Source organism: Arthrobacter sp. B2a2-09 (assembly GCF_027587375.1).
Taxonomy (GTDB): Bacteria; Actinomycetota; Actinomycetes; order Actinomycetales; family Micrococcaceae; genus Arthrobacter.
Map to the genome: position 1 here is coordinate 179,711 of NZ_JAMXIC010000001.1, position 12,821 is coordinate 192,531.

Here is a 12,821-nt window from a genome sequence, read left to right on the forward strand (position 1 = left end):
AGGTTATTGACCGCGCGATTGTCGCCAGGGAGGCTTGGCGCATGGCAACTCGATACGGCCGAGGCATCGCCGCCGCGGCAGCCGCGCTGGCGGTGCTGAGCGGATGTGCGTTGCCGGCAGCGCCGCAAAGCAACGTCCCGACAGGTCCGACAACATCCGCTGCCCCGGGCGTCCCGTTCGCCCTTTTCACGCACTGTGGCATCTACGAGGCACAGGTACAAGGCTCCTTCTTTGTTACCGACCAGCCGCTCGACGACGGTCACGGCAATCCGCCTTCAGGCTGGGGCAACCCCTACCAGCCGGGCACCATCACCGTGGAAGGCCAAAGGGCAGTCTTCCATGACGGCAGCGGCCACACGGTCACCTTCCACGAACGTGCTGGTGCCACGAGCTTCCTGAAAACCTGTTCCTGAGGCTTGGCTTGGCTTGGCTTGAGCGAAACCAGGCGAGGCGCGGTGGGCTGGTCCAACTGCGGTCACTATCTGACGCGCCTATCATTGTCTCAGGGGTGCCACCACTGCTTTGCGGAGGGATGAAATGAACCCTGAGCCACAGCCAAACTGGCGCGACCACGGAGTCAAAATCATTCCTGGTTCGCAGCTCGATACGAATACGGCGCAAACGCCTGGTATGTCAAGGGCGGCAGCGATCACACATGCCCGGGCGGGGGCGAGCAAACTATGGGCAGGCACGGTCACCATTGATGGCAACGCTAAAACCGGGGCCCACCATCATGGAGAACTGGAGAGCGTCATATACGTTGTCAGCGGGCGGGCACGAATGCGATGGGGAGACACCCTGGAGTTTGTCGCGGAGGCTGGGCCGGGCGACTTCATTTTTGTTCCGCCGTTCGTACCCCATCAAGAGATCAACGCGAGCAAGACCGAGCTTCTCAGTTGCGTACTTGTCCGCAGCGGTCAGGACCCAATAGTCATTAATCTGGAGATCGAGTCCGCAGAGCCCCCGGAAGAAGTCCGCTGGATCGATCCCATTCATCCGGCTCCCTGAACCGACACATGTTGGTGAGTGAAGTGAAGCGATTCGTCTTGGCCCTGCTGGCCGCGGTCCTGTGGTTGTGCGGATGCGGCGGTCAAGGCGGTCCCGACACTGGGAATTCCGGGGTTGTCACCGGCTACGTCCTGACCGCCCCGGTGTGTCCCGTCGAACGTGTCGGTCAGGAGTGCCCGCCGCGCCCCGTATCAGGGGCCGCCGTTGTCGCCTTGGACGGGGAAGCTGTCCGGAGCTCAACATTGACCGATGGCACCGGCGCCTTCCACCTCACGCTGCCTGACGGTCGTTACGTGATCAAAGCGAGCAACGTCGGCGGTTACGTTTCGACGGCTTCCGAGCCGGTGGTCATCTCGGACACTCCCGTTCACGTCACGCTGGTTGTTGACAGCGGGATTCGCTAAGTCGAGCTATTCGGCGGACGGTCGTTTTCGTTGTTGTTTCGTCGCCGCCCTGTGTTCCTTTGCGACCCGGTGACGACGCTTCGAGCTCCGGGTTGGTTTGCTCGCCCGGCGGGCAGCGGCTTCGGGAGCAAGACCCTCCGCCACGAGGCGGGAGAGCTTGGCCAGGGCGATCTCGCGATTGCGCAACTGGGACCGCTGCTCGGAGGCGGCCACGGTGATCACACCGGCGATGAGGCGTGGTCCAAGACGCGTGACCAGCATCAGCCGTTGCTCATCGGAAAGCGCCGCGGAGTCGGCGACATTCCATGACAGTTCGACTCGGCTGTCCGAGGTGTTGACGTGTTGACCGCCTGGCCCCGACGAGCGGGAGAACCGCCAGCCGAGTTCCGACGTCGGAATCGTGAGCGCGGGCGACACTTCGAGATCCATGCTGCAAGCGTTTCACGATATGGGCGGGAACAAAGCCCCCGCCCCGTGTTTCTCAGCTCCCGGATGCCTTCGCAGCCTTGATGGCTGCCTTGGCAGCCTGCTTGTTCGCGCGCACTTTTCTCAGCGACTCCGGATCCACGATGTCGGCGACAGAAAGAAATGCGCTCTCCTGTCCGTAGGCGCCGGCAGCCTCACGCCAACCCTGTGCCTGGAGTCCGCGCTGCTTGCCGAGTAGCGCCAGGAAGATCTTTGCCTTTTGCTCTCCGAAGCCGGGCAATTCCTTCAACCTGAGGAGCACTTCCTGGCCATCAGGGTCGTCCTGGGTCCAGATCGCAGTTGCGTCTCCATTCCAATCGCGCTGAACGACTGCGGCCAGATCCTGGACGCGGCCGGCCATGGAGCCAGGGAAACGGTGGACGGACGGACGCTCCTTGAAGACCTCAACGAAGCCCGCAGGGTCATATTCGGCGATTGCGGCAGGGGACATGGACCCGATGCGCGTCCGGATCTTTTCGGGTCCGGCAAACGCAGACTCCATGGTCACCTGTTGGTCTAGCAGCATGCCGATGAGAAGTGCGAACGCGTCATCGCTGAGCAGTTGGTCGGCGGCGGGGTCGCCGGTAATGTGCAGTTCCATGCGCCCATCCTCCCACCTGCTTTGACCGCACGGGAGTGCCGGTGCGGCCAACTCAGCAGCCGGGTTCGGTCTCCGTCTGCGGGCTCCCCGGCGATTCGCGCCGTTCGTGTGTCTGCCCGTAGGGAACGTCGCGGCTGATGGCGACGGTGTACCTGGTGTATCCGTGCTGGGTAACCAGAATGCCGTGACGGCGCTCCTTGACGGCATGTTCGCGGGCGATTTCGACGGCGGTGTTCAGCTCGTTTTCGATGGTGTCGGGATCGTGTGCGGTGATTTCCAGGACGACGTCCGAGTGGCGTTTTATCATCGTGGTCTCTTTCTCGGCTGGGAAGTGCCGGGGCTCTCGGCGGTCACGGGCTTCCGGGGCCGGGCGCACCCGGGGAGGTGGAAAGCGGTGGTTCGAGAGGGGTTGCCCGGCATTCTGTGATGGGGCGGTGGCTGGCCGTAGAGTCCGGCGGGCTTGATCGGCGGAAGCATTTTCCTGCGGATCTGTAGTCAGTTTGGATGATCGGCGGCTGGGGCACAAGTTGAAATGCCGAAAAAGTTGGCCGTGTCGGCGAAATACATCCGGGAACGCAATCACCCGGGAACGGGGTGTCTGGCTGTCCTAGGACCGGGAGGGCCACGCGCCGGAGCCGGGTTCTGCCTTAGTCTCGATTTGGAACCGCCGAGCTATATCGAGGGAGTACCGATGAGAATTGCAGTCACTGGTGGAAGCGGAAAACTGGGCCGGCACGTGGTGCGCCGGCTCAGCGGGGACGGGCACCAGGTGTTGAACCTGGACCGTGCGGGCGAAAGGAGCCCGGGTCTGGCGATCGTTGACCTGCGTGACTATGGTCAGGTGCTGGATGTGTTCTTGGGGCTGGACGACCGGCACAGTGGCTTCGATGCCGTGGTGCATCTGGGGGCCATTCCAGCACCCGGTATCGTCCCGGATGCTGCGACGTTTGAGAACAACATGCTTTCGACGTACAACGTGTTCCAGGCGGCCCGCCGGGCCGGCATCAAGAAGGTTGTCTACGCCTCAAGTGAGACGGTGCTGGGCCTGCCGTTCGACGTCGACCCTCCCTATATCCCGGTGGATGAGGAATACCCGGCCCGGCCGGAAAGCACCTATTCGCTGGTGAAGCATTTGGAAGAGCAGATGGCCATCGAGTTGACGCGTTGGGACCCCGAGTTGAGCATCGTGGGGCTGCGGTTCTCAAATGTCATGGACGTGGAAGATTACGAACGGTTTCCGTCCTTCGACTCCGACGCCAGGCTGCGTAAATGGAACCTGTGGGGTTACATCGATGGCAGGGACGGTGCGCAGGCTGTGGCGCGGGCCCTCGAAAACGGCAAGCCGGGGTTCGAAGCATTCATCATCGCGAACGCGGACACAGTCATGAGCCGGTCCAGTACCAGCCTGGCTGCGGAGGTGTTCCCCGACGTGAAGGTGATCAAGAAGCTGGAAGAGCACGAGACCATGCTGTCCATCGATAAGGCCAGGCGACTGCTGGGCTTCGAACCCGAACACACGTGGCGCACCTACCATTCGAACCGCACTACCCCCACCGAGGATTGAGGAACATCATGCAATACCGCACTTTGGGCAACAGCGGCGCCGTGGTTTCGAACTACGCTCTGGGAACCATGACATTCGGGGCCGAAGCTACCGAAGAAACGTCCCACGCCATCCTGGACAGCTACGTCGCGGCCGGCGGCAACTTCATTGACACCGCCGATGTGTACAGCGCCGGGGTATCGGAGGAGATCATCGGCCGCTGGCTGGCCGAACGGCCCGATACACGGGACCACCTGGTGCTGGCCACCAAGGGCCGCTTCCCCATGGGGACTGCGCCGAACGACGTCGGCACCTCCCGCCGCCACCTCAACCGGGCGTTGGACGATTCGCTGCGCCGCCTTGGCGTGGAGCACATCGACCTTTACCAAATGCACGCGTGGGACCCGATTACACCCCTGGAGGAGACGCTGCGCTTCCTGCACGACTCCGTCAGCAGCGGCAAGATCGCCTACTACGGGTTTTCCAACTTCCTGGGGTGGCAGCTGACCAAGGCCGTCCACCTGGCCAAGGCCTTTGGCTGGAGCGCACCGGTGACCCTGCAGCCGCAGTACAGCCTGCTGGTCCGTGAGATCGAATCGGAGATCGTTCCGGCTTCCCTGGATGCGGGCATCGGGCTGCTCCCGTGGTCTCCCTTGGGTGGCGGTTGGCTCTCCGGTAAGTACAAGCGCGACGTACCGCCCACCGGTGCCACCCGCCTGGGTGAAAACCCGGAACGCGGCATGGAGGCGTGGCAGGCCCGCAACGAGGACCCCCGCACCTGGGACGTTATCGGGACAGTGGAAAAGATCGCAGCGGATCATGGCGTCAGTGCTTCCCAGGTTGCACTGGCATGGTTGGCGGACCGGCCTGCCGTGACCTCCGTGATCCTCGGCGCCCGCACCACGGAGCAGCTGGCGGACAACCTGGCCGCGGCAGACCTGGAACTCAGCCCCGAGGAAACCGATCGGCTCACACACGTCAGCCAGCCTCGGGTGGGCGTCTATCCCTACGGTCCGATGGCCCAGAGTCAGCGCAGCCGGAAGATCGAGGGCGGCCGGTAACGCCAGTCGCCAGATTCGACTCCGTAGACACCCGAGGTCCATTGCCCACGAGGCAGGACAGGCGTTGAATGTGGCTTATGGTCGACTGGGTTCTGCTCTCCAACCTCGGCACCGCGCTCGGTACGACTGTTCTCGCCGTCGCGACGTTCATTTCCACGAGATCGGCCAACCGATCGGCGCGGCTGGCGGAGCGCGCCCTGCTGAATGGGTTGCGTCCCATCCTGCTGCCCTCCAACTGGTCCGACGCCCCGCAGAAAGTGCGGTTCATGGAAGGCAAGTGGATGGTGGTGCGCGGTGGCCATGCCACTCTCGAGATCAGCGACGACGCTGTGTACCTGTTGATGTCTGTGCGCAACGCGGGTGCAGGAGTGGCGGTCCTGCACGGCTGGCACCTGCCGCCGGACGCCAGGGCTCCGCTGTCGCCAGTGGAGGACTTCCACCGGCTGACTCGGGACATTTACGTGCCGGCCAACGACGCCGGATTCTGCCAGGTCGCAATCCGGGACCCGGAGTCGGCCGACTTCCGCAACGCAACCGCGGGAGCGGCCGGCGACGGCTTCACTGTCGATGTCCTCTACGGAGACGCCGAAGGCTCGCAGCGCGTTGTGTCCCGTTTCTTCATCACACCAGGACCCGGCGGACCTGGCCACGAGGACGACCTCGACTGGCTGCTGATGGTCTCGCGCCACTGGAACCTGGACTTGCCGGCGCCGCGCGGTTGAGCCCGGCTACGACGCCGGCCGTGTGGGGCGCGGTCCTAGCCGGCCTCGCTCTGGATGCGGTCCTTCACGCTTTGGGGCATGGACGAGCACGCGTCGTTGTCGGAGCGCTGGTTGGCATGGCTGTCGGCCGTGTCCGTGATGCCGACCGTCGCGACGGCCGCCTGCCATCCGCCTAGGCCAACAAGCTGCCGGGGGACCCAGACGTTTGCCGCTCCGTTCACAAGGTTCCACACAGCGGGCTTGACGCCCGCACCCAGGTAGATGCCTCCGTTGGGGTCCCGCTTGACCAGATCCGGCAGGGGAAGGACGCCCATCAGCTGCGCAGACTGGTAATCGGACATGTTCCACGGCGGAGTTCCGAAGTAGTACCAGCTGGCGGCGCAGACGCCGTACAGATGGGGGCCGAACTGGGCATAGTTCAAGTAGAGCTCCAAGGTGCGCTGGGGGCTCAACGTGAAGCTGAATTGAGTTGCCAGGACGGCTTCAATCCCTTTGCGGACGGCGTTTTGGTCGTCCCAGAGGAAAATGTTCTTGACCAGCTGCTGGGGGATGGTGGAACCGCTGGGGTCGGGCTTTCCCTGGAAATATGCCTGTGCCCTCGCCTGGAGGTCTCCGACGTCGAAGGCCCCGCTGCGTGTGCCGAGCTGTTCGTCTTCATGGGCGATGGTCGCAGCCAGCAAGTGCCGGCTCATGTGGTTGATCGAGACGAACTGGTAGACGTTGGGCTCGCCCGCCTCCAGCATGTACGCGGTGCGGGGCGGGGTCACGCCCATGCTGAACATGAAGGCGATGATCTGGATCAGAACCAACGGAGCGATCAGGGCCAGGAGGAGCTTGCGGCGCCACTTCCGTTTGGATCGCTTGGCCTTCTTGCCGTCTGAGGGAACCGGCGGCTGGGCCTGATCCGGCTTTGTCGCATACGGCTTCACATGCTCAGGCACAGGTCCCTGTGGTTCCAAGGGGACAGGCACTGGGTAGCTGATGACTTTCGCCCGCGCGGGCTCAGTGCGCCACGTTGAATGGCGCCTCCCCGGCTGTGGAAGCCTAGGCGAGGTCGGTGGTGTTGGAGTGTCCATCGGTCTGCTTTCGGTTCTCGTCCCGTGCGATCACCCCTGCAAGGGGTAGAGGATGGCACGAAAGTCTACCGGGCCTTGCTGGTTGTTCAGTTCAGCCAGCTACGTGAAGGGTTCCATCGTGATCGGGGGAGATGACGGCTGGCTATTTCTTGAGCGGGGCCTTGCCTGTCAGTAAGCATGCTGATTAACTCAGAGGCGGAGCGCCGGACTGGCGCTGCCTTCGCTTGCAAAGGAGATGCGCAATGGGAATTATCGCTTTTCTTCTGCTCGGCCTGATTGCGGGCGCCATCGCAAAGGCCATTATTCCTGGAAGGCAAGGCGGCGGCTTGCTGCTTACTCTTCTTCTGGGAGTTGTCGGGGCGTTTCTTGGTGGTTGGATCGGTTCCCTCGTCTTCGGCGGCGGATTAGGAGACTTCTTCGATCTGAGGACCTGGCTGCTGTCCATCCTGGGCGCCATCATCGTGCTGCTGATCTTCGGCCTGGTCAGAGGACGCCGAAGCAGGGTCTGAGCGCTTTCGGCCCTAGGGCGTGTTGCTAAACCCATTGGCCAACCAATGGAGTGTGGCGGCATGCTATGTCTGTGGTGATTATCAGAAGCGGGAGTTGGGTCTACGCAGGGGAAGTTGCGATGCCGGTCGACATTGTGGGGTTGCCATACGACTTTTGGTATGAGCTGGCTCGGGTTGATGAGCAGCTCGAGCCAGATGAGACAGCCCAAGCGCTTGGCGACGAGGGGTTGCTCTATTACGCGCGGTTTCGGCACGCCGGGGAGACAGTTGAGCGAACGTGGCCGGACTCGGCCGGCTACGACACGATCGATGCAGCGATGCGCGACGCTGAGGCGCGCGTCGTGAGCCGGATCGTCTGGAGATAGCAGGCTCTCGACTTGACGACACATGGCGGTTCACCACTTCGCTGCGCAGAGCGTCCCTGAGGTCACCGGCTAAGTTGTATTGCTGAAGCTGGTCTTGAGCCAGATCAGTGTTGATGCGAGATGGACGGCGGCCATGTAGTTGCGGGCGGTCTTATCGCTTCGCATGGCAATGCCTCGCCACTGCTTGAGGCGGTTGAAGCACCGTTCGACGACGTTACGGCCCTTGTAGATTCCTGGGTCGAAGGTCGGTGGGCGACCCCCGGAGGAGCCTTTCCTTCGACGGTTGGACACCTGGTCGCGTTTCTTAGGGATGGTGGCTTTGATGCGGCGCCGGGACAGCCAGGCCCGATTGGCCCTGGAGGGGTAGCCCTTGTCTGCGAGGACCCGGTCGGGGCGGGTCCGAGGCCGTCCCCGCTCTGCGCGCGGAACCCGGATCGTGTCCATCGTCTCGGCCATCATCGTCGTGTCGTTGACGTTGCCGCCTGTGAGCACCGCGCCGAGCATCCTGCCTTTGCCGTCGGAGACCAGATGGAGCTTGCTGGTCAGGCCCCCACATGAGCGGCCGATCGCATGGTCCGGTGGTTCAGGTCCCAGAAACCTGTAATTCGACGGTGCCCCCTGTGTGGCGCGGAAGCGTAGCACCATGCTGGTGGACACGCACAATGGTGGAGTCGATCGACGCGACCCAGTCCAACTCGCCAGCGACATCGGCCCGCGACAGCACGTGCTCGTAAACGCTCGCCCACGTGCCGTCCTTGGCCCAGCGATTGAAGTTCTTGAACACGGTGTTCCAGTTCCCGAACCGCTCGGGCATGTCACGCCACGGAGAGCCGGTACGGAACTTCCACGCGGTGCCCTCCACCACCAGACGGCGGTCGGCCACGGGACGCCCGTTGCCCTTCCACGCAGGGAAGAAAGGGCCCAATACCGCCCAGACATCGTCTGTGATCAGATCGCGCTTGCCCACCGCCCAAGTCAACCCCATCGAACGGAAAACTTGGTTTAGCAACACGCCCTAGTGGCCTGCCACGACGCCGTCGATGTCGACGGGCAGGTGCGAGGGGCCGCGCAGGAACGGGCCGGTCCCGGACGAACAAGTCGGGGTCGGTGACGTGGGCGATCGTCTCAGGCCGCTCCGCAGGTTCGCCGGGGTGTGAGTGCTGGCCACGGTCGGTCAAAGAGTCACGCATCTGGTGCCTTCATCCGCAAAGCCCCGGCGGCGGCCGCGGCTGCGACTACCGCGGCCGCACCGAGAAGTAACGCCTCACGGTAGCCGTGACTCACGAAGGGCGTGACGATGAGTGGACCGAGAATCTGGCCGACGCTATATCCCGTTGTGAGAAGTGCGATGGCGCGTGGGAACTGCAGGTGAGAGCCGATGCCGAGGGCGAGCGTTGCGATACCCAGGAATGTCGCGCCGAACAGAAACGCGGAAATTAGTGCCGGCACTGCGCCTGCAAATAAAGCAGGAAGAGCGATACCGATCGCCTGCGCGACAAGGGCAGCAACCAGCAGTGTCGCTCGCGAGAATCGGTATGCGAGCCACGCCCAAAAAGCTGTCGATGGGAGGGCCGCCAAGCCGACCAGCGTCCAGGCGTCAGCGCCGATCAAGCCCGGCGCCGACTGGTCGATCGCGGCTACGAGGAACGTCCCGGCGACGATATAGCCGACTCCTTCAAGGGAATAGCTGATCAAGATGAGGACGAACCAGAGGAGTGGGCCTGGGTGCGTCGGCGTCGGGGTCACGGTTGTTGTGGAAACTGGCGGGCGGGTCGTTAGTGTCCAGCAGAGAGTGGAAAAGATCGCGGCCAGCGCCGCAGAAGCAATCCAAGCAGTGCCCCAGTTCGACAGGTCGCGGAGCAGCGAGACCAGTAATCCGGATGCTGCGATCCCCGCCCCGACTCCGCCGAAACCCCAACCGATTAGGTGGCTGCCGTACTCGTGGAGGCGGGTGAACATTGAGCTCGCAGCGATTATGAATATCAAAGCGCTGGCGACGCCCGCAACCATCCGCAGCAACAGCCAGTCCGTGACGTTGTCCGCTAGCGGCATTCTTGCCAGGGTCACGGTGAGGACTACTAGTGACGTTCGTAGTGTGAATGTCGACTCCAAAAGCCGCGGAAGGATGATTACGGCGATCGCGCCTAGCAGGTATCCGAAGTAGTTGGCGGTGGCGATCAGCCCGGCGGCCTGCTGCGACAAGTGGGCTTGGGTGATCATGAGCGGCAGAATGGGTGTGTAGGCAAAACGGCCAACGCCCATCCCGACGGCGAGGGCTGCAGCAGCTTGCCCAACGACACTCCACGGCGACGAGTTGGGGCCTTTCGTGGCCATGTGCCGAGATTTCATGGCAAGGGACATGTGGAGTACGCGCTTCTTTCGTCTGTACCCGCGATGCTGGTCAGGCCTTCGCCGCCACGGGATCGTTCGGGTGTGGATTTAGTGGCGTGATCTCAACAGTCATCCACACGTGCAACGGGAGCGAGGCCAGGATTTCCTTGAGATCGGCTTCCGTGTCGGCGCTCCAGAGGCCGAGAGTGCGCCACTCACCCGGCTCTGTGGGCGGCCTCCACAAGCGCAGGAGGTGGCCCATCTGCGCCAGTTCGGCAGCGCGGATAGCCTCGCGATCCTTGGTAGCGTCGACAATCGATTCTCGGGTTCCATGTGGGACGTTCGTGGTGAGGGTGGTGAGGAATTCCATGGGACTGCTTTCTTTCTAGTTGTTGAAGTGGCGCCCTCTTCGGTGATCAAAGTGAGGTAAACCGGTATTTGGGGCTTATCTTCCTGCACTCTGTCCACCGTCGACGTGAAGGAACTCCCCTGTCACAAAGGGTGACTGCTCGAGATAGAGCACACCCCGCACAACATCGTCGATCGTTCCCATCCGCTTCAATGGGTGGAGGCCGGCGAGTCCCTCGTAGGTCGTGGGGTCGTGCATCGGGGTTTGGACGATGCCGGGTGAGACCGCGTTCGCGCGGATACCTCGCGATGCGTATTCGATGGCGAGCGACTTGATCGCCGACGCGAGGCCGCCCTTGGTGAGGGAGGCGAGGACCGATGGGACTTTTGAATCGGCTACTTCTACCAGGCTCGTCGTTACATTGACGATGTGTCCGGATCCTTGCTTCAGCATCTGCATTATCGCGAGCTGGGAGACGTTGAAGAACCCTGCAAGGTTCGTATGCAGGACGCTCTCGAAGTCTTCCGCCGAATAGGACTCGAAGGGTTTGGCGACGAAGACACCGGCGTTGTTCACAAGGGTGTCGACGCGTCCGAAATGCTCGATCGCCGAGGCCACCACCTTCTCGGCAATGGCAGGTTCGGCAATATCACCGGCCACTGAGATGATCCACGGCTCCCCGGACGCTCCAATGGAGCGGGAGTTGGCCACCACCGAGTAGCCCAGGCTTCTGAACCCAGCCACCAGGCCAGCTCCTATTCCCCGCGACGCGCCGGTTATGATCGCAACTTTGGCTGATTCGGTCATTTCACATTCCTCACCGGACGAACGATCTAATTCCGCGAGACATCCTGTTCAGTCGAGTTAGATGCGGCCGGGGAGGCGATCAGTGACTTCCTGGACGACCCACAGATTGCCGTCGGGGTCTTCGAAGGAGCAGAAGGACCCGTAGCTCGTGCGTTCTGGGTCGACGCCGGGCTGCCGCGCCTCAACGGGGAACGGTGGACCGTGCCAGATGTCAGTCACCTCAATTTCACGCCCGACGAGTTCGTGGTGGGCAGCTTCAATGTCGGACACGACGAGCGTGTTCACGGCTGAGCCCGGCTTGGCAGAGTTCAGACCTATGCCGAAGTCGACCGAGGTCCTCGAGCCCGGCGGGGTGAACTGGACAATGCGCAACCCCTCCATCGGGGCGGCGTCCTCGTCGAGGCGCCAACCCAGTTGCTCGTAAAACTTCTTGGATCGGTCGGGGTCCGATACCGCGATGACCTGGACCTCGAGGTTCATCGGGATGCTTGCACTCATGGCTATCTGTCGCTTTCTGTGTTTGTTGGTTGCCGGGCGGGTGCCCTTTCTCTGAGTCAACCCGTGTGCCCGTCTGCAGTCCACGACTTGTATCCGAACACTGGTAGGCCCCGCCTCTCACCGGTCATCCCGGCTGTACAATCAATCTCGTGGAACTCCGGCAGCTCACCTACTTCGTCGCTGTCGCCGAGGAGCTGCATTTCGGTCGAGCCGCAGAGCGGTTACACATTGCCGGGCCGTCGCTCTCCCAGCAGATCATCAACCTCGAGCGCGAGCTCGGGACTCGGCTCCTCATCCGCGATCGCAGGCACGTCGAGTTGACGCCCGCCGGTAGCGAGTTCCTGACTGATGCCCGGGAGGTCTTGGCCGCCGCCGCACGAGCGTTCGACCGGGCTCGCAACGGCGACCGACAGTTGCCGCTGCGGCTGGGCTATGTCAGTTGGCTGCCCCCAGGGATCGCGACAATGCCCAACCTTCGGATCCGTATCGACGAGTGGGTCCTGCCATCCCACACTCAGGCAGCGCGGGTGGCCGAAGGCAGCCTCGACCTTGCCATCGCGTGGATTGAGAAGGCCGACGTTGCGCGGCAGAACCTGGCCGCCGAGCTTTTAAAGTACGAGCGACTGCAAGCGGTCATGCCAGGCACCCACCACGCGACTCGTCACGACAGTGTGCCAGCAGCCGAACTCACGGTCCTCGTCGATGTTGACGAAGCGTCCTGGGACTCGTGGAACCGCTACGCGTTGGCCTTCGCGGAAGCCAGCGGGGCGTCCGTCACACACATCGACGACGGCGGCATTACCGGACCCGCATTCTTTGAGCACGTGGCCCGTTTGAGGAGGCCAGTGCTCCAGTCGCCCAAACGTCACGCGGCGCCGATGCCGCCCACCTTGACCCGCCGGCCTGTCACGTCCCCTGTACCGTTGTGGGCTTGGGATCTGCTGCACCGCGCGGATGACACGCGGCCCATGGTCACGAGCGCGACCCGAACGTTGATCGACGGTGCCTCGGCGGCCGGGTGGCGAATACCGCCTACCGAAACCCACTGGCCCCAAACCACTGGAGAGCAAGCGTGATGCGTT

Annotated in this window: 17 protein-coding genes and 1 pseudogene; 9 read left to right on the forward strand and 9 right to left on the reverse strand. The window is 62.9% G+C overall.

All coding sequences use genetic code 11. The features are described from left to right. The first annotated feature begins 41 nt into the window (after positions 1-41). From NFJ07_RS00850 to NFJ07_RS00860, 3 genes are all read left to right on the forward strand, one after another. Positions 42-413: a hypothetical protein gene (locus NFJ07_RS00850; protein ID WP_269991799.1), complete on the forward strand. Its 372-nt coding sequence runs from the start codon at positions 42-44 to the stop codon at positions 411-413. Positions 414-537: 124 nt separating this feature from the next. Further along, the gene (locus NFJ07_RS00855; protein WP_269991801.1) at positions 538-1,008 is read left to right on the forward strand and encodes a cupin domain-containing protein; all 471 of its coding nucleotides are present in this window, start codon (positions 538-540) and stop codon (positions 1,006-1,008) included. A 23-nt stretch (positions 1,009-1,031) separates the two neighbouring features. Beyond that, a complete protein-coding gene (locus NFJ07_RS00860; RefSeq protein ID WP_269991803.1) occupies positions 1,032-1,412 on the forward strand; it encodes a carboxypeptidase-like regulatory domain-containing protein in 381 nt (126 codons plus the stop codon). 6 nt (positions 1,413-1,418) lie between these two features. Here the strand turns inward: NFJ07_RS00860 and arfB are convergent, their stop codons facing one another. Genes arfB through NFJ07_RS00875 form a run of 3 tightly spaced genes read right to left on the reverse strand, consistent with a single transcriptional unit; the run spans position 1,419 to position 2,785 of the window. Further along, positions 1,419-1,841 carry an alternative ribosome rescue aminoacyl-tRNA hydrolase ArfB gene (gene arfB, locus NFJ07_RS00865; RefSeq protein WP_269991804.1) on the reverse strand — a complete coding sequence of 141 codons (423 nt, stop codon included), beginning with the start codon at positions 1,839-1,841 and terminating at the stop codon, positions 1,419-1,421. A gap of 52 nt (positions 1,842-1,893) precedes the next feature. Then, complete coding sequence (locus NFJ07_RS00870; RefSeq protein ID WP_269991805.1) at positions 1,894-2,478, reverse strand: HhH-GPD-type base excision DNA repair protein; 585 nt, start codon at positions 2,476-2,478, stop codon at positions 1,894-1,896. A gap of 52 nt (positions 2,479-2,530) precedes the next feature. After that, entirely contained in the window at positions 2,531-2,785 is a 255-nt protein-coding gene (locus NFJ07_RS00875; RefSeq protein ID WP_269991806.1) for a hypothetical protein, read from the reverse strand. Positions 2,786-3,169: 384 nt separating this feature from the next. Between NFJ07_RS00875 and NFJ07_RS00880 the strand changes: the two genes are divergently transcribed. From NFJ07_RS00880 to NFJ07_RS00890, 3 genes are all read left to right on the forward strand, one after another. Beyond that, positions 3,170-4,042, forward strand: a complete 873-nt coding sequence (locus tag NFJ07_RS00880; RefSeq protein ID WP_269991807.1) for an NAD-dependent epimerase/dehydratase family protein — start codon at positions 3,170-3,172, stop codon at positions 4,040-4,042. Between the two features lie 8 nt (positions 4,043-4,050). Next, the gene (locus tag NFJ07_RS00885; protein WP_269991808.1) at positions 4,051-5,082 is read left to right on the forward strand and encodes an aldo/keto reductase; all 1,032 of its coding nucleotides are present in this window, start codon (positions 4,051-4,053) and stop codon (positions 5,080-5,082) included. A 77-nt stretch (positions 5,083-5,159) separates the two neighbouring features. Then, positions 5,160-5,804, forward strand: a complete 645-nt coding sequence (locus NFJ07_RS00890; protein ID WP_269991810.1) for a hypothetical protein — start codon at positions 5,160-5,162, stop codon at positions 5,802-5,804. A gap of 35 nt (positions 5,805-5,839) precedes the next feature. Here NFJ07_RS00890 and NFJ07_RS00895 read toward each other — a convergent pair whose 3' ends face one another. Further along, the gene (locus NFJ07_RS00895) at positions 5,840-6,745 is read right to left on the reverse strand and encodes a transglycosylase domain-containing protein (RefSeq protein ID WP_269991811.1); all 906 of its coding nucleotides are present in this window, start codon (positions 6,743-6,745) and stop codon (positions 5,840-5,842) included. Positions 6,746-7,122: 377 nt separating this feature from the next. Between NFJ07_RS00895 and NFJ07_RS00900 the strand changes: the two genes are divergently transcribed. Further along, positions 7,123-7,389, forward strand: a complete 267-nt coding sequence (locus NFJ07_RS00900; RefSeq protein ID WP_269991812.1) for a GlsB/YeaQ/YmgE family stress response membrane protein — start codon at positions 7,123-7,125, stop codon at positions 7,387-7,389. A gap of 71 nt (positions 7,390-7,460) precedes the next feature. Continuing rightward, positions 7,461-7,754, forward strand: coding sequence for a hypothetical protein (locus NFJ07_RS00905; protein WP_269991813.1), 294 nt, complete (start codon positions 7,461-7,463; stop codon positions 7,752-7,754). A 69-nt stretch (positions 7,755-7,823) separates the two neighbouring features. Here the strand turns inward: NFJ07_RS00905 and NFJ07_RS00910 are convergent. From NFJ07_RS00910 to NFJ07_RS00930, 5 genes and pseudogenes are all read right to left on the reverse strand, one after another. Next, positions 7,824-8,739, reverse strand: a pseudogene (locus NFJ07_RS00910) (IS5 family transposase). A gap of 197 nt (positions 8,740-8,936) precedes the next feature. Then, positions 8,937-10,088, reverse strand: coding sequence for a YbfB/YjiJ family MFS transporter (locus NFJ07_RS00915; protein ID WP_269991814.1), 1,152 nt, complete (start codon positions 10,086-10,088; stop codon positions 8,937-8,939). 67 nt (positions 10,089-10,155) lie between these two features. After that, positions 10,156-10,455 carry a muconolactone Delta-isomerase family protein gene (locus NFJ07_RS00920; RefSeq protein ID WP_269991815.1) on the reverse strand — a complete coding sequence of 100 codons (300 nt, stop codon included), beginning with the start codon at positions 10,453-10,455 and terminating at the stop codon, positions 10,156-10,158. Between the two features lie 75 nt (positions 10,456-10,530). Then, positions 10,531-11,241 (reverse strand): SDR family NAD(P)-dependent oxidoreductase, encoded by a 711-nt coding sequence (locus NFJ07_RS00925; RefSeq protein WP_269991816.1) that lies wholly within the window; start codon positions 11,239-11,241, stop codon positions 10,531-10,533. A gap of 57 nt (positions 11,242-11,298) precedes the next feature. Then, positions 11,299-11,739: a VOC family protein gene (locus NFJ07_RS00930; protein WP_269991817.1), complete on the reverse strand. Its 441-nt coding sequence runs from the start codon at positions 11,737-11,739 to the stop codon at positions 11,299-11,301. Positions 11,740-11,888: 149 nt separating this feature from the next. Here NFJ07_RS00930 and NFJ07_RS00935 point away from each other — a divergent pair, with 149 nt between their 5' ends. Further along, positions 11,889-12,815 carry a LysR family transcriptional regulator gene (locus tag NFJ07_RS00935; protein WP_269991818.1) on the forward strand — a complete coding sequence of 309 codons (927 nt, stop codon included), beginning with the start codon at positions 11,889-11,891 and terminating at the stop codon, positions 12,813-12,815. Positions 12,816-12,821: the final 6 nt, after the last annotated feature.